At 70.0% G+C, this 22,950-nt stretch carries 22 protein-coding genes; 9 read left to right on the forward strand and 13 right to left on the reverse strand.

Annotated features, from left to right (window positions below; translation table 11 throughout):
• Nucleotide 1: 1 nt before the first annotated feature.
• Together BC358_RS11760 and BC358_RS11765 are read left to right on the forward strand one after the other, a co-directional pair.
• Nucleotides 2-454 carry an RbsD/FucU family protein gene (locus BC358_RS11760; protein ID WP_079365966.1) on the forward strand — a complete coding sequence of 151 codons (453 nt, stop codon included), beginning with the start codon at nt 2-4 and terminating at the stop codon, nt 452-454.
• A gap of 21 nt (nt 455-475) precedes the next feature.
• Nucleotides 476-1,747 (forward strand): ROK family protein, encoded by a 1,272-nt coding sequence (locus tag BC358_RS11765; protein WP_373270139.1) that lies wholly within the window; start codon nt 476-478, stop codon nt 1,745-1,747.
• Here BC358_RS11765 and BC358_RS11770 read toward each other — a convergent pair.
• From BC358_RS11770 to BC358_RS11785, 4 genes are all read right to left on the reverse strand, one after another.
• Nucleotides 1,744-2,397 (reverse strand): ABC transporter ATP-binding protein, encoded by a 654-nt coding sequence (locus BC358_RS11770; RefSeq protein WP_079365967.1) that lies wholly within the window; start codon nt 2,395-2,397, stop codon nt 1,744-1,746. The two genes, BC358_RS11765 and BC358_RS11770, sit on opposite strands and share 4 nt — an antisense overlap.
• Nucleotides 2,394-3,368 (reverse strand): tRNA (adenosine(37)-N6)-dimethylallyltransferase MiaA, encoded by a 975-nt coding sequence (gene miaA, locus BC358_RS11775; RefSeq protein ID WP_079365968.1) that lies wholly within the window; start codon nt 3,366-3,368, stop codon nt 2,394-2,396. Before miaA ends, BC358_RS11770 begins: the two co-directional genes overlap by 4 nt.
• Nucleotides 3,358-4,614 carry a Bcr/CflA family efflux MFS transporter gene (locus tag BC358_RS11780; RefSeq protein ID WP_206610759.1) on the reverse strand — a complete coding sequence of 419 codons (1,257 nt, stop codon included), beginning with the start codon at nt 4,612-4,614 and terminating at the stop codon, nt 3,358-3,360. The genes miaA and BC358_RS11780 overlap by 11 nt, the downstream gene beginning before the upstream one ends.
• Before the next feature lie 64 nt (nt 4,615-4,678).
• Nucleotides 4,679-5,521 (reverse strand): alpha/beta hydrolase, encoded by an 843-nt coding sequence (locus tag BC358_RS11785; protein ID WP_079365969.1) that lies wholly within the window; start codon nt 5,519-5,521, stop codon nt 4,679-4,681.
• Nucleotides 5,522-5,874: 353 nt separating this feature from the next.
• On the opposite strand from BC358_RS11785, the gene BC358_RS11790 reads away from it, so the two are divergent.
• On the forward strand, nt 5,875-6,276 hold the full coding sequence (locus tag BC358_RS11790) for a GreA/GreB family elongation factor (protein WP_079365970.1): 402 nt from the start codon (nt 5,875-5,877) through the stop codon (nt 6,274-6,276).
• Between the two features lie 3 nt (nt 6,277-6,279).
• On the opposite strand, the gene gdhA is transcribed toward BC358_RS11790, so the two are convergent.
• Nucleotides 6,280-7,623 carry an NADP-specific glutamate dehydrogenase gene (gene gdhA, locus BC358_RS11795; RefSeq protein WP_066150724.1) on the reverse strand — a complete coding sequence of 448 codons (1,344 nt, stop codon included), beginning with the start codon at nt 7,621-7,623 and terminating at the stop codon, nt 6,280-6,282.
• Between the two features lie 157 nt (nt 7,624-7,780).
• Entirely contained in the window at nt 7,781-9,727 is a 1,947-nt protein-coding gene (mutL, locus tag BC358_RS11800) for a DNA mismatch repair endonuclease MutL (protein ID WP_079365971.1), read from the reverse strand.
• Between the two features lie 38 nt (nt 9,728-9,765).
• Here mutL and BC358_RS11805 point away from each other — a divergent pair, with 38 nt between their 5' ends.
• Complete coding sequence (locus BC358_RS11805) at nt 9,766-10,431, forward strand: DedA family protein (protein ID WP_079365972.1); 666 nt, start codon at nt 9,766-9,768, stop codon at nt 10,429-10,431.
• On the opposite strand, the gene BC358_RS11810 is transcribed toward BC358_RS11805, so the two are convergent.
• Both BC358_RS11810 and tsaE read right to left on the reverse strand, forming a co-directional pair.
• The gene (locus BC358_RS11810; RefSeq protein WP_079365973.1) at nt 10,432-11,826 is read right to left on the reverse strand and encodes an N-acetylmuramoyl-L-alanine amidase; all 1,395 of its coding nucleotides are present in this window, start codon (nt 11,824-11,826) and stop codon (nt 10,432-10,434) included. It lies immediately after the preceding gene.
• A complete protein-coding gene (gene tsaE, locus BC358_RS11815; RefSeq protein WP_079366215.1) occupies nt 11,823-12,383 on the reverse strand; it encodes a tRNA (adenosine(37)-N6)-threonylcarbamoyltransferase complex ATPase subunit type 1 TsaE in 561 nt (186 codons plus the stop codon). The genes BC358_RS11810 and tsaE overlap by 4 nt, the downstream gene beginning before the upstream one ends.
• Between tsaE and queG the strand changes: the two genes are divergently transcribed.
• Together queG and BC358_RS11825 are read left to right on the forward strand one after the other, a co-directional pair.
• Entirely contained in the window at nt 12,366-13,439 is a 1,074-nt protein-coding gene (gene queG, locus BC358_RS11820; protein WP_079366216.1) for a tRNA epoxyqueuosine(34) reductase QueG, read from the forward strand. The genes tsaE and queG overlap by 18 nt on opposite strands.
• Before the next feature lie 31 nt (nt 13,440-13,470).
• Nucleotides 13,471-14,967: a CYTH and CHAD domain-containing protein gene (locus tag BC358_RS11825; protein WP_179130065.1), complete on the forward strand. Its 1,497-nt coding sequence runs from the start codon at nt 13,471-13,473 to the stop codon at nt 14,965-14,967.
• 86 nt (nt 14,968-15,053) lie between these two features.
• Here the strand turns inward: BC358_RS11825 and BC358_RS11830 are convergent, their stop codons facing one another.
• The gene (locus tag BC358_RS11830) at nt 15,054-16,628 is read right to left on the reverse strand and encodes an acyl-CoA synthetase (RefSeq protein WP_079365975.1); all 1,575 of its coding nucleotides are present in this window, start codon (nt 16,626-16,628) and stop codon (nt 15,054-15,056) included.
• Nucleotides 16,629-16,682: 54 nt separating this feature from the next.
• Between BC358_RS11830 and BC358_RS11835 the strand changes: the two genes are divergently transcribed.
• Genes BC358_RS11835 through BC358_RS11845 form a run of 3 tightly spaced genes read left to right on the forward strand, consistent with a single transcriptional unit; the run spans nt 16,683 to nt 19,186 of the window.
• Nucleotides 16,683-17,501, forward strand: a complete 819-nt coding sequence (locus tag BC358_RS11835; RefSeq protein WP_079365976.1) for an ABC transporter permease — start codon at nt 16,683-16,685, stop codon at nt 17,499-17,501.
• A gap of 18 nt (nt 17,502-17,519) precedes the next feature.
• Nucleotides 17,520-18,542, forward strand: coding sequence for an MlaD family protein (locus tag BC358_RS11840; RefSeq protein ID WP_079365977.1), 1,023 nt, complete (start codon nt 17,520-17,522; stop codon nt 18,540-18,542).
• 2 nt (nt 18,543-18,544) lie between these two features.
• A complete protein-coding gene (locus BC358_RS11845) occupies nt 18,545-19,186 on the forward strand; it encodes a hypothetical protein (RefSeq protein WP_079365978.1) in 642 nt (213 codons plus the stop codon).
• A gap of 21 nt (nt 19,187-19,207) precedes the next feature.
• On the opposite strand, the gene dgoD is transcribed toward BC358_RS11845, so the two are convergent.
• The 4 genes from dgoD to BC358_RS11865 are packed head-to-tail and all read right to left on the reverse strand — an operon-like array spanning nt 19,208 to nt 22,942.
• Nucleotides 19,208-20,356, reverse strand: coding sequence for a galactonate dehydratase (gene dgoD, locus BC358_RS11850; RefSeq protein ID WP_079365979.1), 1,149 nt, complete (start codon nt 20,354-20,356; stop codon nt 19,208-19,210).
• Nucleotides 20,357-20,368: 12 nt separating this feature from the next.
• A complete protein-coding gene (locus tag BC358_RS11855) occupies nt 20,369-21,013 on the reverse strand; it encodes a 2-dehydro-3-deoxy-6-phosphogalactonate aldolase (RefSeq protein ID WP_079365980.1) in 645 nt (214 codons plus the stop codon).
• Entirely contained in the window at nt 21,010-22,008 is a 999-nt protein-coding gene (locus tag BC358_RS11860; RefSeq protein ID WP_079365981.1) for a 2-dehydro-3-deoxygalactonokinase, read from the reverse strand. Before BC358_RS11860 ends, BC358_RS11855 begins: the two co-directional genes overlap by 4 nt.
• A 1-nt stretch (nt 22,009) precedes the next feature.
• Nucleotides 22,010-22,942, reverse strand: a complete 933-nt coding sequence (locus BC358_RS11865; protein ID WP_079365982.1) for a dihydrodipicolinate synthase family protein — start codon at nt 22,940-22,942, stop codon at nt 22,010-22,012.
• Between the last annotated feature and the right edge of the window lie 8 nt (nt 22,943-22,950).

Genomic DNA, 22,950 nt, shown 5'->3' on the forward strand with positions numbered 1-22,950 from the left:
CATGCTCAAAGGAATTGATCCCCTGCTCAGCCCGGAGCTGCTCAAGCTGCTGGCCGAGATGGGGCACGACGACGCGGTGGTGCTGGCGGATGCCAACTTCACCGCCATGAGCCTGGGCGCCGGCAAGCCGGTGCTGCGCCTGCCGGGTGTCGGCATGCTTCGAACATTGGAGGCGGTGGTGAGCGTATTTCCCCTGGCCGAGGATGTGAGCCATCCGGTGGCGTACATGCAGGTGGGTGACACGCCGGAAGGCTACCGGTCGGCCCTGCAACGAGAGGCTGTGGCCGTGCTCGCATCGGCCGGTCTGCCGCCCGAACGGGTGCAGGCTGTGGAGCGCTACGCGTTCTACGAGCGGGTGAAAAAGGCCTACGCCATCGTCGTCACCGGCGAGCTGGAGCCCTGGGGCAACTTGCTGCTGCGCAAGGGTGTGCTGGGCCAGGCCTTGCGGCCCTGAGGCGTGTCACACTCGGCGGCTGTGAGCGAAGACAAGCACCCCCCAGGGCAGGCCGATCCGTCGGCGCCGGACAGCGGCGCCGACGCGGGCGACGCCCCGCGCCTGCGCCAGCGCGGATCGAACCAGATTGGCATGCGTCAGTTCAACGACCGCGTCGTGCTGCAGGCGCTGCGGGTGCATGGCAGCATGCCCAAGGCCGAGCTGGCGCGGCTGACCGGCCTCACGGCACAGACCATCGGCCTGATCACCGCGCGGCTGGACGAAGACCAGCTGCTGGTGCGCGAAGCGCCGGTGCGTGGCCGGGTCGGCCAGCCCTCGGTGCCGCTGGGCCTGAACCCCGACGGCGCGTTTGCCGTGGGCATCAAGATCGGCCGGCGCAGCGCCGACTGGCTGCTGGTCGACTTTCTCGGCCGGGTGCGCCAGCGCCTGTCGATTGCCTATCCGTTCCCGGACGCGGCGTCGCTGCTGCCGGAAATCGAGAAAAATCTCAACCGCCTGCTCGACGACCTGGGCGGTCTGCGCAGCCGGGTGGTCGGCGTGGGCGTGGCGGCGCCGTTCCAGCTGGGCGGCTGGCACCGCATGCTGGGCCTGACCGAGGCGCAGTCCGACGCCTGGACCCACCTCGACCTCGCCGCCGAGGTGCAGGCCATGACCGAGCTGCCGGTGAGCTTTGCCAAGGACACCTCGGCCGCCTGCGTGGCCGAGCTGCTGCAGGGGCGAGGGCGCGACCTGCACAGCTTCCTCTACCTCTTCATGGACACCTTCGTCGGCGGCGGGCTGGTGATCGACTCGCACCTGCACCGCGGCGTGAACGGCAACGCGGGCGCGGTGGCCTCGCTGCCGCTGCAGGTGGCCGCATCGGCGAACCCGCGCGAACTGCCGCCGCAGCTGATCAGCCAGGCCTCGCTGTGGGACCTGGAGCAGCGCTTCCGCGAACACGGGCTGGACCCGATGGCCGCCTACGACGCGCGCGCCCTGGCCGGCGACTGGCTGCCCTACACCCGCGAGTGGATCGATCGCGCGGCGCTGGCGCTGGCGCACTGCGTGGTGGCCGGTACGGCTTTCCTCGACGTGGAGGCGGTGGTGATCGACGGTGTGGTGGTGCCCGAGCTGCTGCGCGAGCTCTGGCAGCGCACCGGCGAGGCGCTCAAGGCCTACAACCCCGAAGGTCTGCTCGCGATGCCCCGGCTGGAGCTCGGCACCATCGGCTCCGACGCGCGGGCGCTGGGCGGGGCGCTGCTGCCGCTGCACGCGAGCTTCGCGCCGGACCGGGATCTGTTCCTGAAGGTCTAGGCGCCGGGCACCAGGCCCTCGGCTGTCAGGTGCAGCACCCGGTCCGCGCGCGCCGCGGCGTGTTCTGAATGGGTGACCAGGATCAGCGACGCGCCGTTCTCCCGCGTCTGTGCCTGCAGCAGGTCCATCACCTGGGCAGCCGTCGACGGGTCGAGGTTGCCGGTGGGCTCGTCGGCCAGGATCAGGCGGGGCTTGTGTACGAGCGCACGCGCAATCGCCACGCGTTGCAGCTGACCGCCCGAGAGCTGGGCCGGCAGCCGTTCGCCCAGGCCCGCCAGCCCGACCGCCTCCAGCACCTGCGCCACCCGCGCCGGATCGGGCCGCTGGAGCAGCAGCAAGGGCAGGCCGACGTTCTGTGCCATGTCCAGGTGGGGCAGCACGTGGAAGGCCTGGAACACGAATCCCAGCGCCTCGCGACGCCAGTGGGCCCGCTGGGTTTCGTTGAGCCGCCCGAGGTCGGTGCCGTCGAGGGAGATCGACCCGTCCTGCCAGTCGTCCAGCGCCGCCATGCAGTTGAGCAGGCTGGACTTGCCCACGCCCGACTCGCCGACGATGGCGACGAACTCACCGGGGGCGACGGTGAGGGAGACGTTGGAGAACACGGGTGTGTCGCCGTAGCGCTTGCCCAGATCCTGGATCACCAGACTCATGACCGGCCTTCCATCAGGGGCGCGACCTCCGCCAGCACCTGCGCCAGCGCATCGGGCGCATCGCAGGCGATCACGCGCCGCTGCGGCATCGAGCGCAGCCAGGTGATCTGGCGCTTGGCGAGCTGGCGCGTGGCGAAGATGCCGCGATCACGCAGTTCGGCCTGTTGAGCGGATGTCAGTGGCGCGTCGCCTGCGGCGTCCAGCGCCTCCCAGGCCTGGCGGTAGCCGACGCAGCGCATCGAGGGCAGGTCCGGGTGCAGGTCGCCGCGCGCGCGCAGGCGCCGCACCTCGTCCACGAAGCCGTCGGCCAGCATGGCGTCGAAGCGCTGGGCGATGCGCCCGTGCAGCCACCCGCGGTCGGCGGGTTCCAGGCTGAGGAAGGCGCCTTCCGGAACCGGGTTGTCCGCCGTCCGGCGGTCGCCGGTCTGGAACGACGAAATCGGACGGCCCGACACCTCAAACACTTCAAGCGCGCGCTGGATGCGTTGGGCATCGTTGGGCGCAAGCCGGGCGGCGGTGGCCGGGTCGATTTTCGCCAGTTCGGTGTGCATCGCTGGCCAGCCGTGTGCGGCGGCGGCCGCTTCGATGCGCGTGCGCACGTCGGCGTCGGCGGGCGGCATGTCGTCCAGGCCCTGCATCAGGGCCTTGAAATACAGCATGGTGCCGCCCACGAGCAGCGGCGTGCGGCCGCGAGACCGGATTTCTTGGATCAGCCGCTGCGCGTCGCGCACGAAGTCGGCCGCGCTGTAGGCGTTCAGTGGGTCGGTGATGTCGATCAGGTGGTGCGGCACCTGCGCCTGTTCCTCGCGCGAGGGCTTGGCGGTGCCAATGTCCATGCCCCGGTAGACCAGTGCCGAATCGACGCTGATGATTTCGACCGGCCAGCGCTGGGCGATGGCGAGCGCGGTGGCGCTTTTCCCGCTGGCGGTGGGACCGGCGAGCGCAATGCAGCGCACGGGCTCAGCGGGCATCGCTTGCTCCGGTGGTGACGCGCACCGGCGGCGTTTTCACCTCGCCATGGCGCTGCACCAGGGTCCAGGCGGTCAGCGCGATCAGCACGCTCCAGAACCACAGGCCATCGGTCAGCGGCCGCACGCTGCCCGGGTTTTCGGCCAGGCTTTTGCCGAGCCAGCCGCCCATGAAGAAGGCGGTCAGCATCATCAGGCAGCCGCTCATGGCCGAGGCCGCGCCGGCCGCCTGCGGGAACGGGCCGACGGCGCCGCTCTGGCCGCAGGGCTGGTGCACACCATGGCCGAGCATGAACAGGACGAAGGGGCCGAGGATGGCGGCCGGGTGCTGGATGCCCGCCAGCGCCAGCAGCCCCATGGTGCTGCCGGCGAGCAGGGTGCAGCCGCCGGCGATGGCGACGGTGAGCCGCACGCCCAGGCTCTGCAGCAGGCGGCGGCAGATGAATGTGCCCACGATGTAGGACAGCGACATCACCAGCATCAGCAGGCCGTAGGCGGTCTTGCTCAGGCCCAGCACGCCAATGAACACAAACGACGAGGCGGCCAGGAAGGTGAACAGGCCGCCGTAGGAGGTGGCCGAGAGCAGGGTGAAGGCCCAGAAGGTTGGGTGGCGCAGGATGCCGGCCCAGGTGCGCAGCAAGGTCAGCGGCTCCAGCGCGCGCGGGTTCTTCTGCGCCAGGGTCTCTTCGAAGCGCCAGACCAGCAGTGCCAGCGTGCCGGCACCGAACACGGCCAGCGCCAACAGGGCCACCCGCCAGCCGGCGAGGTCGGCCAGCAGACCGCCGATCGGCGCGCTTGCGCAGGCGATCACGCCCAGGCCGGTGAGACCCTTGGACATCACCCGAGCGCCATCCACAGGCGCATACAGGTCGCGCACCACGGCGCGCGCACACATCACGCCCGCACCCATGGCCATGCCCTGCAGGATGCGCCAGACGATGAGCTGCTCCATCGACGCTGAAAACGTGCTGCCCACCGCGGCCAGCACATACAGGGCGGTTCCGACCAACAGGACCGGGCGGCGGCCGAAGCGGTCGGACAGCGGCCCCCAGACCAGTTGGGACAGGCCGAAGGCCAACAGCAGGGCGGTGAGCGTCAGCTGCGCCTGCGGCATGCTGGCGCCGAAGCCCTGGGTGATCGAGGGCAGGGCGGGCAGGTAGAGGTCGGTGGTGACTGGCTGCAGGCCCAGCAGCAGGGACAGCACCAGCACGATCAGGCCGGGCGACATGGCGGAACGGGAAGCGGACATCCGATTGAGGTTAGCAGATGCCCTCATGTTCAACCGGAGCGACGCCGAAGGCGGCGCGGGGGGATCACTTCATTCCGAACAGCTCGGCCAAGGCGGTGCGGTACTGCGGCTGCCCCACCGCGTTGGTGTTGTGGTGCGACCCGCCCTCCACCAGCTCGAAGCGTTTCGGGCCCGTGGCGGCCTCGAACAACTGGCGGCCCAGTTCCGGCGCAATGGTGCGGTCCTCGCTGCCGTGCACCACCAGCAGCGGCGAGCCGATCCTCTTGACCCGCTCCACGGTCTCGAAGCGCTGGGTGATCAGCGGGCCGACCGGCAACCAGCCCCACTTGTAGGAACTGACCACGTCGGGAATAGAAGTGAAGGTGCCCTCGACCAGGGTGCCCGCCTCGTCCTGCACCTGGGCCGCCAGGTCGATGGCAATCGCGCCGCCCAGCGAGTGGCCGAAGATGTAGCGCGGCCGGTCGGGGTACTGCCGGGCCAGCCAGTCCCAGGCGGCGCGCGCATCCTCGTAGGCCATGGTTTCCGAGGGCAGGGTGTTGGTGCTCTTGCCGAAGCCACGGTAGTCCACCGCCAGCACCGAGAAGCCCAGCTCCTGCATGCGCCGCGCGCGGAACGCCGAGCCGACCACGTTGAAGCGCGCTCCGTGCAGGTAGAGCAGCACGGGGGCCTTGGGGTCGCTCGCGAAGCGCTCGTGCGCGCTCCACAGGCCATGCAGCTTCACCGGCTGGCCGGTTTCCTGCGACTGGAATTCGATCCACACGTCCTGCATGCCCTGGGCCGCCTCTTCGCCGCGCCACCAGCTGCGGTCCGAGGGCTGGAAGATCCAGCCGCGCTGGCGTTCGTCGAGGGTGGCGCAACCGGCCAGCACGGCGGCCGAGAGCAGGACGAGGGCGATCAGGCGTTTCATGGGCTTACACGATCCTCCGGGCCGGTGGAAAGTTCACTGCCGGCGCGCCGGCCGGTCGCCGCCGGGCACTCACCGGTTGACACGGGCGCCCGTCCTGCCTACATTGCCGCCCATGCTGCGCATCCACCACCCGACGACCCCGTGTCGCGTTCTGTCGCCTCTTGCGACGGAACCGGGTGTGCGCGTGCCCGTCCACACCTCAGGTGGTGGCGCGACGGCCGCACATTCCTGAGCCCGGCGATCCCCTTCCTCTCCCACTCATCCGCGCCACGCGCGATCGCCGGGCCCCTCGACCAGAGCGCATAGCCGTTCCCCCGCCTGCTCGGCCGGGACGGGCCTTTTCTGGAGCCGACATGTCCCTGTTTTCCCGTGGTGACCGCATCGTCACCGAGCTTGATCTCGTCCGCCTGCACAAGCTGGGCGCCCACCGCATGCCCGCTGGTCTGCCCGACGCGCTTGATCTGGCCGAGCAGGTGCCCTCACCCGAGGTGCCTGCCGACGTGGTGACCATGTATTCGCAGATCGAAATCCTCGAAGCGGGCGAAACGGCGCCTCGCAAGCTCACCCTGTGTTATCCCGAAGACGCCGAGCCGGCCCAAGGCTTCATCTCGGTGCTGTCTCCGGTGGGCGCCAGCCTGCTGGGGCTGCGCGTCGGTGGGCGCGCGCACTGGCACACGCCGCAGGGCGAGCCCCGCTCGGCCCGGGTGACGGCCATCCTGTTCCAGCCCGAGGCGAGCGGCGACTACACCACCTGAGCGTCAGACCACGCCTTGCGCCAGCATGGCGTCGGCCACCTTGACGAAGCCGGCGATGTTGGCGCCGTCGATGTAGCTCACGCTGCCATCGGCGCGCTGGCCGTGCTTGACGCAGGCGGCGTGGATGCCCTGCATGATCTGCAGCAGGCGGGCGTCCACCTCTTCGCGCGTCCAGGACAGGCGCATGGCGTTCTGGCTCATCTCCAGGCCCGAGGTGGCCACGCCGCCGGCGTTCGACGCCTTGCCCGGTGCGTACAGCACGCCGGCCGCTTCGAATGCCTTGGCGGCCTCGATGGTGGAGGGCATGTTGGCGCCTTCGGCCACGCAGAGCACACCATTGGCGATCAGGGTGCGTGCATCGGCTTCGTCCAGCTCGTTCTGCGTGGCGCAGGGCAGGGCCACGTCCACCGGCACGTGCCAGGGGCGTTTGCCGGCCTCGAACTTCACGCCGGTGCGCTCTGCGTAGTCGCTCACACGGCCGTAGTGGTGGTTTTTCACGTCCATCAGGATGGCCAGCTTCTCGGGCGAGAAGCCGTCTTCGTCGACGATGGTGCCACTGGAGTCGGAGACGGTGACCACCTTGGCGCCCAGGGCCATGGCCTTCTCGACGGCGTACTGCGCCACGTTGCCCGAGCCGGACACCGAGACGCGCATGCCCTGGAAGGACTTGCCGCGGGTCTTGAGCATCTCTTCCGCGAAATACACCGTGCCGTAGCCGGTGGCCTCGGGGCGGACCAGTGAGCCGCCGAAGGACAGGCCCTTGCCGGTGAACACGCTGGCCGCGCTGTTGGCCAGCTTCTTGTACATGCCGGCCATGTAGCCGACCTCGCGGCCGCCCACGCCGATGTCGCCGGCCGGCACGTCGGTGTCCGGGCCCACATGGCGGAACAGCTCCATCACGAAGGCCTGGCAGAAGCGCATGACTTCGGCCGGGCTCTTGCCCTTGGGGTCGAAGTCCGAGCCGCCCTTGCCGCCGCCCATGGGAAGGGTGGTCAGCGCGTTCTTGAAGGTCTGCTCGAAGGCCAGGAACTTGAGCACCGACAGCGTCACCGAGGGGTGGAAGCGGATGCCGCCCTTGTAGGGGCCGATCGCCATGCTGTGCTGGATGCGGTAGCCGCGGTTGACCTGCACCTGGCCGTGGTCGTCCACCCAGGAGACGCGGAACATGACCACGCGCTCGGGCTCGACCAGGCGGTCGAGCAGTCCTTGCTCGGCGTACTTGGGGTGGGCGGCGATGAAGGGCCAGAGGCTTTCCATCACCTCGGTGACCGCCTGCAGGAACTCGGGCTGACCCGGGTTGCGGGCTTCAACGTGGGAAAGAAAGTCGTGGACCGAGGCGTATTTCATGCGTGTGATGCTCCAGAAAAGTGCATGAGAGTATGCAAAACCCGCATTTCATGATCCAAAAGGCACATGAATGCGGCGTGAGGCCCACTAATGGTGCAAGCGAAAGCCGCACAACCGAGGGCTTTCCCTCGGTTGTGCTCGCGTTTGGTGCGGTGTGTCAGCGGCCGCGCAGGAACAGCGCGTCCAGGTCTTTCATGCCCAGCTGGCGCCAGGTGGGCCGGCCGTGGTTGCACTGGTCGCTGCGCTCGGTCACTTCCATCTGGCGCAGCAGGGCGTTCATCTCGTCCAGGGTCAGGCGGCGGTTGGCGCGCACCGCGCCGTGGCAGGCCATGGTGGCCAGCAGCTCGTTGCGGGCGCGCTGCACCACCGTGCTGGCGTCGTGCTGGCTGAGTTCGGCGAGCACGCTGCGGGCGAGCTCCACCGGGTCGCCGGCGGCCAGGGTGGTGGGCACGGCGCGCACGGCCAGGGTCCTGGGCGAGAACGGCACGATCTCCAGCCCCAGCTGGGCCAGCACCTCGGCTGCAGTTTCGGCGGTGGCGACTTCTTCAGGCGTGGCCGCGAAGGTGGCCGGGATCAGCAGCGGCTGGCTGGCGATCTGGTGCGCGTCCAGCTGCTGCTTGAGGCGCTCGTAGACGATGCGCTCGTGCGCCGCATGCATGTCCACCACCACCAGGCCCTGGGCGTTCTCGGCCAGGATGTAGACGCCGTGCAGCTGGGCGACCGCGCGGCCCAGCGGCCATTCGCCATCGGGCAGGGGGGCGGGCGCTTCCTGCGTGGCCGGGGTAGGTGCGAACACCGGTTCGGCGCGGCGGATGTCGGGCGCGTCCAGCGGCGCCGCAATCCGTTCGGCTGGGCGCCAGAGCGCTTCGAGGTCGCTCACACGCTGGCCCGCCTGCGGCGCCTCGGGCCGCCAGGGCAGGGGCTGCTGGCGCGGCACCGGGGCGAGGAAGGTGGAAGCGGGCGTTTCGGTCGGCGTCGCTGAAAGTGGGCCAGTGACGGGCAGCGTCTGCGCCGAGCGAGGCGCGGCCAGCGCCCCTTCCACCGCGTGTCGCACCGCCTGGTGCACCTCGCGGCTGTCGCGGAAGCGCACCTCGATCTTGGTCGGGTGCACGTTCACGTCAACGCGCGTCGGGTCGATGCTCACGTACAGCGCATACACCGGCTGGCGGTGGCCGTGCAGCACGTCTTCATACGCGCTGCGGGCGGCGTGGGTGATGACCTTGTCGCGCACGAAGCGGCCGTTGACGTAGGCGAACTGCCAGTCGGCGCGCGAGCGGGCCGCGTCGGGCACGCCGGCAAAACCCCAGACGCGCAGGCGCTGCTGGCCGCCGGCGGTGGCTTCTTCGCCCGGCACATCGCTGGCCGGCCAGTTCACCGCCACGGCGTTTTCGATGAACTCCTCACCCAGCACGTCGGCCAGGCGGCGGCGCAGCGCGTCCAGCAGATGTTCGCCACCGGCCAGGTCGGGCGCCACGGCGCGCCACTGTGCGACCAGCTTGCCGTCGTGCCAGATGGCAAAGCCCACCTCGGGCCGCGCCAGCGCGTGGCGGCGAACGGCCTCGATGCAGTGGGCCAGCTCGGTGCTTTCGGACTTGAGGAACTTGCGCCGCGCGGGCGTGGCGAAGAACAGCTCGCGCACTTCGACCGTGGTGCCGCGCGCGCGGGCGGTGGGTTGCAGCTCGCCGCTGCGGCCGTCCAGCAGCCAGCCGTGGGCGGCCCCTTCGTCGGTGCGGGTCAGCACCGAGACCTCGGCGATGGAACAGATGGCGGCCAGTGCCTCGCCGCGGAAACCCATGGTGTCCACGGCTTCGAGGTCGTTCAGGCTGGCGATCTTGCTGGTGGCGTGGCGCTTGAGCGCGGTGGGCAGTTCCTCGCGCAGGATGCCGATGCCGTCGTCCTCCACGCTGATGAGCCGGATGCCGCCGGCCTGCAGCCGCACGGTGATCTGCGTGGCTCCGGCGTCCAGCGCGTTGTCCACCAGCTCGCGCACCACGGACGCGGGGCGTTCGACCACTTCGCCGGCCGCGATCTGGCTGATCAGCTCGTCGGGAAGTTCACGGATGGGGCGGCGGTGGGCGGGCAGGGGGGCGTTCACCCGGGGCATTCTAGGCGTGGGGCACCGCCCGGGGATAATCGCGGGCTATGGATTTCGCCCTCTACCTGATCGACTTCATCCTGCACGTGGACAAGCACCTGCAGGCCTTCGTACAAGCCTACGGCGCCTGGGTGTATGCCCTGCTGTTCCTCATCATCTTTGTCGAGACCGGCCTGGTGGTCATGCCCTTCCTGCCGGGCGACTCGCTGCTGTTCATCGTGGGTGCGCTGTGCGGCGCCGGGCTGATGGACTGGTCGATCGCGGCGGGTCTGATGCTGGCCGCCGCCATCCTGGGCGACCAGACCAACTACAGCATCGGGCGCTACTTTGGCCCGAAGGTGTTCCAGTGGGAGAACTCGCGCTTCTTCAACAAAAACGCCTTCAACCAGGCCCACAACTTCTACGAGCGCTACGGCGGCGTGACCATCATCCTGGCGCGTTTCATGCCCTTCATCCGCACCTTCGCGCCCTTCGTGGCGGGCGTGGCCGAGATGACGCGCAGCAAGTTCACCGCCTACAACGTGGTGGGCGCCGTCATCTGGGTGATCGGCCTGACGGCCGCGGGCTACTTCTTCGGCAACCTGCCCTGGGTGCAGGCCAACCTGTCCAAGATCATCTGGGCGCTGATCTTCGTGCCGGGCCTGATCGCCATCTTCGGCGGCTGGCGCGCCGCGAGGGCCGAGAAAGCCCGGGCTGCGGCGGGGCAGGCCTGATCAGGCCTGCTGCTTGCGCGCCAGCGGCGGATTCGCCGCGAAGTACTTGACGATGCCCTTGAGCAGGGCATCGGCCAGCTGGTTCTGGTAGGCCTCGCTGCGCAGCCGGGCCTCTTCGTCGGGGTTGCTGATGAAGGCCGTTTCCACCAGCACGCTGGGAATGTCCGGCGCCTTGAGCACCGCGAAGCCGGCCTGTTCCACCCGCGGTTTGTGCAGCTTGCCCACGCGGCCTACCTCGGCCAGCATCGCGCCGCCCAGTTTGAGGCTGTCCTTGATCTGGGCCGTGGTGCTCATGTCCAGCAGCGTGCGGGCTACGGTCACGTCCTTGGACTTGACGTTGATGCCGCCCACCAGGTCGGCGGCGTTTTCCTTGTTCGCCATCCAGCGCGCGGCCGCGCTGCTGGCGCCCTTGGTGCTGAGCGCAAAGATGCTCGCGCCCTGCGGCCGTGGCGTCATGAAGGCGTCGGCGTGGATGCTGATGAACAGGTCGGCGCGCACCCGCTGCGCTTTTCTCACCCGCGTGCCCAGGGGCACGAAGAAGTCGGCGTCGCGCGTCATGTAGGCCCGCATCGGGTTGCCGTTGACCGTGGTCGCGTTGATGCGCTCGCGCAGGCGGTGGGCCACCTGCAGCACCACGTCCTTCTCCTGCGTGCCACCGGGGCCGATGGCGCCCGGGTCTTCGCCGCCGTGGCCGGGGTCGAGCGCCACGATGATGAGTCGCTCGGTTTTTTTGCCGGGTGATGCCTTCGGCTCACCGGCCGGGGCGGGTTTGCCGGCGGTGGCGCCGGGTGCCTTGGGAGGTGCCGGTTTGTCGTGGCGGGCAATGAGGTCGGCCAGCGGGTCGTCCGCTGGCGTGGCTGGCATGTCCCGCAGCTCGGCACCCAGCAGCTCGGCGGCGCGTTGAGCCGATTCGTCGACCGCGGCCGTGTGCTGGCGGATCAGTTCCTCGAAGGGGTCGACCGTCTGCACCGGGTAGAGGTCGAGGACCAGCCGGTGGCCGTAGGCGGCGACCGGTTCCAGGTTGAACACCTGCGGCTTGATTGGTTTTTTCAGGTCCACCGTCAGCCGCGCGACATTGGCGCTGACCGGGGTCACGCGGATCGCCGCGATGTTCGGGTCGTCGCTCTGCAGCTTGCCCACCAGATCGCGCATGCCTTCAATGAGGTCGATGCCCTCGATGTCGACCACCAGGCGGTGGGCCTGGTCCACCGTGGTCTTCTGCGCCTTGAGCTCGCCGTCGGACTCGATGGTCACGCGCGTGTAGTCCTGCGCCGGCCAGATGCGCACCGCCACCACGCGCCCCGCGTGCGCCAGGTGCGGTGGGCCGATCAGCAGCACCAGCGCGCCGGCCTGCAGCAGGCGGCGGCGGTCGGGGTGGGGCGTCGGTCGGGTCATGTGTTCAGGGCGGCCAGCAGGTGCCGGCCGGTGTCGGTGAAGGCCTGCATCGTCACCAGGCGCAGGCCATCGGCGAAATCGGTGTCGTCGTCGGGCGCCTCCTCCGGCCCGATGGTCAGTGCCGCGTCCACCGCGCCCATGAGGCCGGCGGCGCGCTCGGGCCATTCCACCAGCTTGAGGCCAGTGCTCGCAAACAGTTCCCGGAAACCGGCATCTTCCCACTCGCGCGGGTCGCCGAAGCGGTAGAAGTCGAAGTGCCAGGCGTTGAGAGGGCCGTGCGGCCCGGTCTCGGCGCGGTGCGGCTCGACCACCGCATAGGTCGGGCTCTTGATGCGGCCCTGCACGCCCAGCGCCCGCAGCAGATGGCGCACGAAGGTGGTCTTGCCGGCGCCGAGGTCGCCGGCCAGGGTGAGGGTGGCGTTGGTGATCGCCGGGCTGGCGGCCAGCCGCTGCGCGAAGCCGGCGGTGCCCGCTTCGTCCACCCAGCTGCCTTCCCAGCGCGTGCCGTCGGGGGAGGGCGTTCCTACAATGGGCGGACGATGCGATCCGGATTCGATGCTGCTCAACTGATCACTCAGGTACAGGCCTGGGGCCGGGAACTGGGATTCTCCCAAATCGGGGTGGCCGGTATCGACCTTTCAGACGCCGAACCGGGCCTTTCGGCCTGGTTGTCGGCCGGATTTCACGGTGGTATGGACTACATGGCGCGCCACGGCATGAAGCGCGCGCGCCCGGCCGAGCTGGTGCCCGGCACCGTGAGCGTGATCACCGCGCGCATGGACTACCTGCCACGGTACACGCCCGAGGACTGGACCGAACAGGAACTGGCCCGCCTGCAGCGCCCAGGCGAGGCCATCGTCTCGGTCTATGCCCGGGGGCGCGACTACCACAAGGTCCTGCGCAGCCGCCTGCAGCAGCTGGCCGACCGCATCACCACCGCCGTCGGCCCGTTCGGTCACCGTGTGTTCACCGACTCCGCGCCCGTGCTCGAAGCCGAGCTTGCCCGCCGCAGCGGCCAGGGCTGGCGCGGCAAGCACACGCTGATCCTCAGCCGCGAGGGCGGCTCGATGGCTTTTCTCGGCGAGATCTACCTCGACCTCGCCCTGCCACCCACCGCAGCGGTCAGCGACCACTGCGGCTCCTGCAGCGCCTGCATGGCCGCCTGCCCCACGCAGGCCATCGTCGCGCCGTACCGTCTCGACGCACGCCGTTGCATCTCTTACCTCACCATCGAACACGAAGGGCCGGTTCCGGAAGACCTGCGCCCGCTGATCGGCAACCGCATCTACGGCTGCGACGACTGCCAGCTCGTCTGCCCCTGGAACAAGTTCGCCCAGCGCAGCCCGCTGCCCGACTTCGACCCGCGCGAAGGGCTCAGCGGCGCCACGCTGGTCGAGCTGTTCGGCTGGAACGAAGAGGAGTTCCTGCACCGCACAGAGGGCAGCCCGATCCGCCGCGTCGGGCACGCGCGCTGGTTGCGCAACATCGCGGTGGCGATGGGCAATGCGCTGCGGCAGGGCGAAGACCCCGTCATCCGGGCTGCCCTGGCCGGGCGTCAAGCGCATGCCGACGCGGTGGTGCGGGACGCGGTGGCCTGGGCCCTGTCGGCGTAGGCTGTCCACCACATCTCTCAGGTGCCCACACATGTCCCACGCAGAAACCGAACTCAAACTGCTGCTGCCCGGGGCACAGCCCTCGACCATCGAAGAGCGGCTGCGCCGGCTCAGTGTGCTGGCGCGGCGGCGGCAGGCGACACACTGGCTGTGGAACGTCTACTTCGACACGCCGGACCGGCAACTGCGCCAGCAACGGCACGCGCTGCGCCTGCGCTGCATCTCGGACGCGCCCTGGCGCGCCAACGCCAGCGCGGCGACCGTGCGCGGCGAATGGGTGCAGACCTTCAAGTCGGCAGGCATTTCCCAGGGCGGTTTGAGCCGCCGTGGCGAGTGGGAGAGCCGCCAGCCCTCCGGCCGGCTCGATCCGGCGGCGCTGCGCGAGACGCCCTGGGCCGATCTGGACCCCGACGGCCGCCTGTTCGGCCAGTTGACCCCGTGCTTCGAGACCCGCTGCCGACGCACCGTCTGGACCCTGCACCGCTGCCAGGGCGCGACCATCGAGGTGGCGCTGGATGTGGGCGAGATCGTCGCCAGCGGCCGCTCCGAGCCGATTCTGGAGCTGGAACTTGAGCTGCTGCAGGGGCCGTCCGAGGCCCTGTTCCATCTGGCGCAGCAGGTCGCGTCCGGGGTGGCGGTCTTGCCCTTTGACCAGAGCAAGGCCGAGCGAGGCTACCGGCTGGCGCAGGGCCTGCCCTGCGAAGCCTCTCCAGCCCAGGCTTTGCATCTGTCGCCGGGCACCGGGCCGCAGCAGGCGGGGGCCCAGGCGCTGTCGGCCTGCTTCGACCACTTCAGCCGCAACCTTGCGACTGTGCTGGTGTCGGACGACCCCGAGGTGGTGCACCAGGCGCGCGTCGGCTGGCGGCGCTGGCGCAGTGGGGTCCGGCTGTTCGCGCCCTGGCTGCCCGCCCGGCCCGAAGCCGACGGTCTGCGGCCCCTGCTGCTGGAACTGGGCCGCATGCGCGATCTGGACGTGCTGCGCGTCGACACACTGGGGCGCTGGCTGCCCGCCTTTGTCGATGCAGATGCGGAGCGCCAGCACATCGCCGACCTCGCGCTTGAGCGCATCGACGAAGCGCGCATGACGCAGCGCGCACGGTTGCGGGAAGCCTTGGCCGCGCCGGAAACCGGCCAGACCCTGCTGGGACTGGCGCAAGGGGTCTTCCAACTGGCCACGGCGCAGACCCCTGCGGAAGCAGGCGACGCCCACTGGGCGCGCAAGCGCATCCGCAAGCTGCGCCGCCGCCTGGACGCCGCACTGAAAGCCAGCCGCCAGGCGCCCGCAGACCTGGAAGAGCGCCACCGCGTCCGCATCCAGGCCAAGCGGGCGCGCTATGCGGCCGAGATGCTGCGCGACCTGCTGCCCGCCCGGCGCACCAAGGGGCTCGCCCGGGCGGCCATCGAAGTCCAGACCCGGCTGGGGGCCGAGCGGGACCTGCGGCAGGCGGTGCGTCTGCTGGAGGAGCTGCGGGCCGATGCCGCGCTGACCTCGTTTCTGCGCGGGGTGTTGACCGGCCTACATGGGTGATCGACTCACACGGTCCTGTGCATCACCGGTCCGATGACAAGGCTGCGGTCGCGAGTGCTGCAGTTGGCGTCCATTGGGGGCATTGATCAGCTGGTGTAGGCCCGCCGCAACTCCCGCTTCAACAGCTTCCCGCTCGGATTCTTCGGCAGCGCCTCCGCGAACACCACGCGCTTGGGGCATTTGAAATGCGCCATGTGTTCGCTGCAATGCGCCATCACCTCATCCTCGGTCAATGACTGTCCGGCCTTGACCACGATCACGGCGGTGACCGCTTCCACCCATTTCGGGTCGGGCAGTCCGATCACCGCTACTTCGCTCACGGCGGGCAGGCGGTAGATCATTTCTTCCACCTCGCGGCTGGCGACGTTTTCGCCGCCGGTCTTGATCATGTCCTTCTTGCGGTCGACGACGGTGATGTAGCCCTCGGCGTCGATGGTGGCCAGGTCGCCGCTGTGGAACCAGTCGCCGCTGAAGCTGGCGGCGGTCTTTTCGGGGTCGTTGAAGTAGCCGAGCATCAGGTGCGGCGAGCGGTGCACGATCTCGCCGACTTCGCCCACGGCCACGTCCTGCATGTCGTCGTTCACCACGCGGGTTTCGACGTTGATCACCGCCTTGCCGCACGAGCCCGGTTTGCGCAGCTGGTCCTCGGGCGCCAGCATGGTCGCCAGCGGCGCAATCTCGGTCTGGCCGTAGAGGTTCCACAGGCGAACATTCGGCAGCCGCGCCGCCAGTTCCTTCAAGACTTCCACCGGCATGATCGACGCGCCGTAGTAGCCCTTGGCCAGGTGCCTGAGCTTGTCTGCGTCGAACAGCGGTGAGCGCAGCAGCGCGATCCAGACCGTGGGCGGTGCGAAGAAGCTGGTGATCTGGTGCTGTTCCAGCAGCGCCAGCAGGTGGTCGGGCGTGGGCTTGCCGGTGATGACGTTGCGGCTGCCGATGTAGATGGCGGGGCCGAAGAACACGTCCAGCTGCGCGCAGTGGTACAGGGGCAGGGCGTGCAGCGTGCGGTCGGCTTCGGCCACCTCGGCGTTGATGACGCAGCTGACGTACTGCCAGAGCACCGCGTCGTGCGTGAGCATGGCTCCTTTGGGCATGGACTCGGTGCCGCTGGTGTAGACGATCTGCGCCAGGTCGTGGCTCTTGGTGCCCACGGCCGGCAGCGGGTCGGTGCAGGCGGTCAGCTCGTCGAAGCGGTGCATGCCCGGCGCCGGCTCGGTGGGGTCTTCGCTGGGCAGCCAGATGAACTGCTGCACCTGCGTCTCCAGCGCCGAGGCTTCGCGCGCCAGGCCGGCCAGGCCGCTGTCGGTGGCCAGGGTGCGGGCGCCGGCGTGGCGCAGGATGTAGGCCACCTCTTCGGCCTTGAGCATGAAGTTGATCGGCACCAGCACCGCGCCGCGGCGGGCCAGCGCGAAGCGCAGCGCCGCGAAGCCGTGCGAGTTGCGCGCCAGCACCGCCACCTTGTCGCCTTCGCCCACGCCGATCCGGTGCAGACCTGCCGCCAGCCGCGTGACCAGGGCGTCGAATTCGGCGTAGGTCCAGCTGGTGGCGCCGCAGGTGATCGCGGTCTTGGCCGGCAGGCGCCGGGCGGTGCGGTGCAGCGCGTCGGCGATGGTCTGGCGGCGGATGGCGGGAGCGAGCGGGGGCAGGGGCTTGGCGGTCATGGGCGAAATCTCCTGTTGTCTCCAGTTACAGCGGCCCGTTTTATCATCGCCCGAATGTCCGGTCCACCGCTCGTTTCCACTGCCCTCGACCGCTCGCTCGGCGGCTGGGGCCGTCGTGTCCGGGCCTCCTGGGCTTCGTGGTGGCATGTGCTGCTGCTGGGCGCGCAGGTGATGGTGCTGGCCCTGGCGCCGTCGAGCTACGCGCAGGGCGCGCAGCGCAGCGCGGTGCTGCAGCAGATCTACCGCGCCTCCACACCGCTGATGCCCGGCTTCCTCACGCTGTCGGCGCTGCTGAGCCTGGTGCTGATCCGTATCGTGGTCGCGACCGCCTACAGCTATGGGCTGTCGCAGTACGCGCTGGAGGTGCTGGTGCGCACCCTGGTGCTGGAGATCATTCCGCTGTACGCCGCGATGTTCGTGGCGCTGCGCCACACCATGCCCGAGGCCCAGCGCATCCGCAGGCGGCTGTCGCAACAGCACCGCAGCGGCGTGCAGCACGAGCAGCAGACCCTGCTGCGCACCGAGCTGCTGCCGCGCGCGCTGGGGGGCATCTTCTCGGTGCTGCTGCTGGCGGCGGTGAGCTGCGTGATCGCCCTGGTGCTCACCTATTTCAATGTCTACGGCTTCTCGCACTGGGCGCTGCCTGCCTACACACTCGCGGTCGGGCAGGTGTTCAAGCCGGCCGTGGTGCTCATCTTCAGCCTCAAGACCCTGTTCTTCAGCCTGTCGGTAGCCATCGTGCCGCTGGCCGCCAGCGCGCGGCGCGACGAGGCCGGCGGTTTCGGCCGCCTGAGCGATATCTCCGAATTCGCGCGCCTGCTGTCGGTGCTGCTGCTGGTGGAGGTGACCTCGCTGCTGGGCAACTACTACTGATCCATGGACCGTTCAACGATGAACCCTGCCGACCATGTCCCGCCGCCGGAGCCCACGCCGCCTCCGGTGAAGAACCTGGAGTTCAAGGCGGCGCTGCTGCTCGCTTTCCTGCTGTTGCTGGTGGTGGGCTCGGCGCTGTACGTGGCCTACGCGCGCGGCGCCTTTGAGCGCACCCAGCGGCTGGTGCTGGTGGCGCCCGACTCGGAGGGCGTGTCGGTGGGCATGAACCTCACCTTCGCCGGCTTTGCCATCGGCCGCGTGGGGCGCATCGAACTGGCCGAGGACGGCAATGTGCAGATCCTGGTGGACGTGCCGGTGAAGGATGCGAAGTGGCTGCGCAGCTCCAGCATCTTCACCATGGAAAAGGCCCTGGTGGGTGGCACCAAGATCAAGGCCTTCAGCGGCGTGCTGACCGATCCACCGCTGGAAGACGGCGCGGTGCGCCAGGTGCTCAGCGGCGACGCGGCGGCCGAAATCCCGGGCATTGTGGCGTCCATCAAGGAGTTGATTGGCAACCTCAATGCCCTGACGAACGCCGACGCGCCGCTGCCGCAGAGCCTGGTGCATCTGCAGGGCACGGCGGCGAAGCTCAACGGGCCGCAGGGGGCGATGGGCGCGCTGTTCGGCAACGAGGCGGACGCGAAGAAGGTGGTCGAGGCCATCGACCGGGCCAACACGCTGCTGGCGCGGGTGGACCAGCTCACCGGCCGGCTCGACAGCCTGGTGGCCAACGCCGACAAGCAGGTGTTCGGCCAGGGTGCCGGCCCCGGCGGCACCGCGCAGGGTGGCCTGGTGCAGGACGCGCGCGGCACGGTGAAGCAGCTCGACGGCCTGCTGGCGGACGCCCGCACCAGCCTTCAGAAGGTGGACCAGCTGCTGGTCGACGCGCAAGCCATCACCGCCAACACCCGTGAGGCCACCACCGACCTGCACCTGCTGCGCGCCGAGGTCGACGCCAGCCTGCGCAAGGTGGAGTCGCTGATCAACGAGGTCAACCGCCTGTGGCCGCTCAAGCGCGACGCCGAAATCCAGCTCAAATGAACATGACACTTCGAAGCGCCCTCTGGCTCTGCTGTGCCTCGCTCCTGGTGGCCTGCAGCAGCGCGCCGCCGCCGCCCGACTGGCAGATGAACGCCAAAAGCAGCGCCGAGCGCGCGGCCGAGGCCTGGCTCAGCGGCAACACCAAGGTGGAAGAGGTGGAGTTCCTGCGCGCGCGCGGCGAGGTGGCGCGCACCGCGCAACCGGCGCTGCTGGCGCGGCTGGAGCTGACGCGCTGCGCCACCCGCGTGGCGGCGCTGGTGTTCGAGCCCTGCGCGGGTTACGAGGCGCTGGCACCCGACGCGGCGCCGGCCGAGCAGGCCTATGCGCGCTACCTGGCCGGCCAGGCGACGGCCGCCGATGCGGCGCTGCTGCCGCCCGCGCACCGCGGTCTGGTGGGCACCGCGCCGGCCAGCCTGGGCGACATTGAGGACCCGCTGTCGCGCCTGATCGCGGCCGGTGTGCTGCTGCAGCGCGGGGCCGCGTCACCGGCGGTGGTGGCGGACGCGGTGGAAACCGCTTCGCAGCGCGGCTGGCGCCGGCCGGTGCTGGCCTGGCTGGGCGTGCAGCTGCGACAGGCCCAGACCGCGGGCGCTGCGGACGAGGCGGCGCGCATCCAGCGGCGCATCCAGCTGCTGGCGCCCTGAACGCCTGTCAGCGCCGCGGTCTCACCACTCCGCGAAGCTGCCGTCCTTGTGGCGCCAGACCGGGTTGCGCCAGCGGTGGCCCTCGGCCGCGCGTTCGCGCACATAGGCCTCGTTGACCTCGATGCCCAGGCCCGGGCCGGTGGGAATCTTCACCATGCCGTCCTCGTAGGCGAACACCTCGCGGTTGTTCACGTAGTCCAGCAGGTCGTTGGCCTGGTTGTAGTGAATGCCCAGGCTCTGCTCCTGGATGAAGGCGTTGTAGCAGCCCGCGTCGATCTGCAGGTTGGCCGCCAGGGCGATGGGGCCGAGCGGGCAGTGCAGTGCCAGCGCGACGTCGTAGGCCTCGGCCATGGCCGCGATCTTGCGCGTTTCGGTGATGCCGCCGGCATGTGAAGGGTCGGGCTGGACGATGTCCACATAGCCTTCGGACAGGATGCGCTTGAAGTCCCAGCGCGAGTACAGCCGCTCGCCCAGCGCGATGGGCATGGTGGCCACATGGGCCAGTTCCTTGAGCGCCTCGTGTTGTTCGCTGAGCACCGGCTCCTCGACGAACATGAGGTTGTAGGGCGCCAGCTCGCGCAGCAGCACCTTGGCCATGGGCTTGTGCACCCGGCCGTGGAAGTCCACGCCGATGCCCACGTTCGGCCCCACGGCCTCGCGCACCGCGGCCACGTTGGCCAGGCAGCGCTCGACCTTGTCGTGGCTGTCGATGAACTGCAGCTCTTCGGTGCCGTTCATCTTGACCGCGGTGAAGCCGCGCGCCACGGCCGCCTGCGCGGCAGCGGCGGTGTCGGCCGGGCGGTCGCCGCCGATCCAGCTGTAGACGCGAATGCGGTCGCGCACCTGGCCGCCCAGCAGGTCCGAGACGCTCACGCCCAGCGCCTTGCCCTTGATGTCCCACAAGGCCTGGTCGATGCCGGCGAGCGCGCTCATGTGGATGCCGCCGCCGCGGTAGAAGCCGGCGCGGTACATCACGGTCCAGTGGTCTTCGATCTGGCGCGGGTCCTTGCCAATCAGGTAGTCGGCGAGTTCTTCGACCATGGCGGCGACGGTGTGGGCGCGGCCTTCGAGCACCGGCTCGCCCCAGCCGACGATGCCCTCGTCGGTCTCGATCTTGAGGAAGCACCAGCGCGGCGGGACGATGAAGGTGGTGAGGCGGGTGATTTTCATGGGGGCTGTGGATCAAACGGCGGCACTGGCCTGCTGCCAGGCGCGGACGAAGGCGGTGGCCCGCTGCGCCACGGTGGCGGCGTCGTCACCAGCCCGGTACAGCGCGCTGCCCAGGCCGAAGCCAGAGGCGCCGGCCGCGAGGTAGGGTTGGATCGCGTCCGGCGTGATGCCGCCCACCGGCGCGATGGCCACCGGCGGCGTGAGCACCGCACGCCAGGCCTTCAGGCCCGTGGGGCCGAGGGTTTCGGCGGGGAACATCTTGAGCACGTCGGCGCCCGCGGCGAGGGCGGCAAAGGCTTCGGTGGGCGTGGCCACACCGGGTGCGCAGGCCAGGTCCAGGGCCTTGGCCGCGCGGATGACGGCCGGGTCGCTGTGCGGCATCACCACCAGCTGGCCGCCAGCGGCGGCGATGTCGGCGCAGGCCTCGGGCTGCAGCACCGTGCCGGCGCCCACCAGGGTGTCGTCGGGCAAGGCGTCGCGCAGGATGCGGATGCTCTGCAGCGGCTCGGGCGAGTTCAACGGCACCTCGATCAGGCGGATGCCGGCGCCGTGCAGGGCCAGGCCGATGTCGCGCGCCTCGTCGGGCCGCAGCCCGCGCAGGATGGCGATCAGCCCGTGGGTGGACAGGGTCTGGTGGAACAGGGAAGAAAGGTTCATGCGCAACGGCGGACAGGGGAGGGGGCGGCCAGACCGGCGGCCTGCGCGATGCGCCACAGGCCCAGCGGTGTGACGCCGGAGCGGATTTCGGGTGCCGGATGGCCCTGTGCTTCCAGCGCGGTGGCGTAGCGCACGCACAGCAGCGGCTCGCCGCACAGCACCACCGGGGCGCGGTCCTGCAGCCCGGGTGCCAGCGCCGCCACCTCGTGCCCGATCAGCAGGCCCGAGAGGTAGTCGGGCTGGGCGCTGCCGGTTAGCTGGCCGGTGAGGCCCAGGGTGCGCACGCTGAACACGGTGGACAGCACGCCCAGCGCGCCCAGGGGCGAGCGCGCCACGCGCAGGCCGCGCGCGAAGGCGGGTTCGTCGTGCGGCGCGCCCATCACCATGGTGCGGCCCAGGATGGTGTGCTGCGACAGCGCGGCGTAGACCTCGCCGGTCATGAAAGTCTCGAAGCGCACGACGGCGCCGTCCTCGACCCAGGCCCACTTGGTGTGGGTGCCCGGCAGCCCGATCAGCAGGCGCGGCGGCGTGCGGCCTTCGTCGGCCAGGCTCTGCAGCACGCCCGCGATCTGGGTCTCTTCGCCGCGCATCACATTGGGCAGTTCGCCGGCCTGCAGCAGGCCGGGCACCACGTGCAGGGGCTCGCCGCCAGGGCGTGCGATCACGGTCATGGCCGTGGCCAGCTCGCTGGCGCGGGCCGGCAACGGCTGGTAGCGCGCCTCGCGCCAGCCCTGGGCACTGCCCACCATGCCGCAGGCGATCAGCGGGGTGTCCGCATGGGCCGCCAGCCAGTCGCCGCACAACCCCTGCAGCGCCGCCTCGAAGGCCTCCGCGGGCGTGGCGATGCCGGCACCGGCCGGCAGGTTCATCACACCGTGTTCGCTGCGGCGGGTAGCCAGCACCTGGCCGCCTGGGCCCAGGGCGTAGGCGCGCAGCGAGCTGGTGCCCCAGTCGAGAGCGAACAGCGCAGGAGGGCTGGCCAGGGCGGCGTGCATCTCACCGTCCCCAGCGGAGCACGAGGGGATCAAGGCGGCGCGCGATGTCGATCAGGCCGCGCCGCACCTCGGGGTGCATGGGCGGGAAGGGGTGGCGCCCGGCCTCGCAGGCGATCACGCCGCCTTCCTTCATCAGCGCCTTGGCGGTCAGGATGCCGCCCTGGCGGTTCTCGTGGTTGATCAGCGGCAGCCAGCGCTGGTAGAGCGCGAAGGCCTGGTCCATGTCGCCGCTGCGGTGCGCCTCGATGATGGGGCGGATGCCGTCGGGAAAGGCGCCGCCGGTCATGGCGCCGGTGGCACCCGCGTCCAGGTCGGCCAGCAGGGTGATGGCTTCCTCGCCGTCCCACGGTCCTTCGATGGCGTCGCCGCCCAGGCGGATCAGCTCGCGCAGCTTGCTGGCCGCACCCGGCACCTCGATCTTGAAGTAGGCCAGGTGCTCGATCTGTTCCGCCATGCGCGCGAGGAACGGGGCCGAGAGCACCGTGCCGCTGGCCGGCGCGTCCTGCACCATGATCGGGATGCCGATGGCGTCGGACACGCGGGCGTAGAACTCGAAGATCTGTGTTTCGGGCACGCGGAAGGTGGCGCCATGGTAGGGCGGCATGATCATCACCATGGCCGCGCCCATGTCCTGCGCGCGGCGGCTGCGGGCCGCGCAGACGCTGGTGCCGTAGTGGGTGGTGGTCACGATCACCGGCACGCGGCCGGCCACGTGTTCCAGGCAGGTGCGCGTGAGGACTTCGCGCTCGTCGTCCGAGAGCGAGAACTGCTCGGAGAAATTGGCCAGGATGCACAGGCCGTCGACGCCGGCGTCGATCATGAAATCGAGGCAGCGTTTCTGGCTGGCCAGGTCGAGTTCGCCGGATTCGGTGAAGGTAGTGGGCACCACCGGGAAGATGCCGCGGTAGCGCGGCGCACGGGCGGAAGCGGTCATGGTCTCTC

The organism is Hydrogenophaga sp. H7 (assembly GCF_002025745.1).
Taxonomy (GTDB): domain Bacteria; phylum Pseudomonadota; class Gammaproteobacteria; order Burkholderiales; family Burkholderiaceae_C; genus Hydrogenophaga; species Hydrogenophaga pseudoflava.

Coding starts and splice junctions, on each gene's coding strand:
- BC358_RS11760 (WP_079365966.1), top strand. CDS start 2: ATGCTCAAAGGAATTGATCCCCTGCTCAGCCCGGAGCTGCTCAAGCTG.
- BC358_RS11770 (WP_079365967.1), bottom strand. CDS start 2,397: ATGAGTCTGGTGATCCAGGATCTGGGCAAGCGCTACGGCGACACACCC.
- miaA (WP_079365968.1), bottom strand. CDS start 3,368: ATGCCCGCTGAGCCCGTGCGCTGCATTGCGCTCGCCGGTCCCACCGCC.
- BC358_RS11780 (WP_206610759.1), bottom strand. CDS start 4,614: ATGTCCGCTTCCCGTTCCGCCATGTCGCCCGGCCTGATCGTGCTGGTG.
- BC358_RS11785 (WP_079365969.1), bottom strand. CDS start 5,521: ATGAAACGCCTGATCGCCCTCGTCCTGCTCTCGGCCGCCGTGCTGGCC.
- BC358_RS11790 (WP_079365970.1), top strand. CDS start 5,875: ATGTCCCTGTTTTCCCGTGGTGACCGCATCGTCACCGAGCTTGATCTC.
- gdhA (WP_066150724.1), bottom strand. CDS start 7,623: ATGAAATACGCCTCGGTCCACGACTTTCTTTCCCACGTTGAAGCCCGC.
- mutL (WP_079365971.1), bottom strand. CDS start 9,727: ATGCCCCGGGTGAACGCCCCCCTGCCCGCCCACCGCCGCCCCATCCGT.
- BC358_RS11805 (WP_079365972.1), top strand. CDS start 9,766: ATGGATTTCGCCCTCTACCTGATCGACTTCATCCTGCACGTGGACAAG.
- BC358_RS11810 (WP_079365973.1), bottom strand. CDS start 11,826: ATGACCCGACCGACGCCCCACCCCGACCGCCGCCGCCTGCTGCAGGCC.
- queG (WP_079366216.1), top strand. CDS start 12,366: ATGCGATCCGGATTCGATGCTGCTCAACTGATCACTCAGGTACAGGCC.
- BC358_RS11825 (WP_179130065.1), top strand. CDS start 13,471: ATGTCCCACGCAGAAACCGAACTCAAACTGCTGCTGCCCGGGGCACAG.
- BC358_RS11830 (WP_079365975.1), bottom strand. CDS start 16,628: ATGACCGCCAAGCCCCTGCCCCCGCTCGCTCCCGCCATCCGCCGCCAG.
- BC358_RS11835 (WP_079365976.1), top strand. CDS start 16,683: ATGTCCGGTCCACCGCTCGTTTCCACTGCCCTCGACCGCTCGCTCGGC.
- BC358_RS11840 (WP_079365977.1), top strand. CDS start 17,520: ATGAACCCTGCCGACCATGTCCCGCCGCCGGAGCCCACGCCGCCTCCG.
- BC358_RS11845 (WP_079365978.1), top strand. CDS start 18,545: ATGACACTTCGAAGCGCCCTCTGGCTCTGCTGTGCCTCGCTCCTGGTG.
- dgoD (WP_079365979.1), bottom strand. CDS start 20,356: ATGAAAATCACCCGCCTCACCACCTTCATCGTCCCGCCGCGCTGGTGC.
- BC358_RS11855 (WP_079365980.1), bottom strand. CDS start 21,013: ATGAACCTTTCTTCCCTGTTCCACCAGACCCTGTCCACCCACGGGCTG.
- BC358_RS11860 (WP_079365981.1), bottom strand. CDS start 22,008: ATGCACGCCGCCCTGGCCAGCCCTCCTGCGCTGTTCGCTCTCGACTGG.
- BC358_RS11865 (WP_079365982.1), bottom strand. CDS start 22,942: ATGACCGCTTCCGCCCGTGCGCCGCGCTACCGCGGCATCTTCCCGGTG.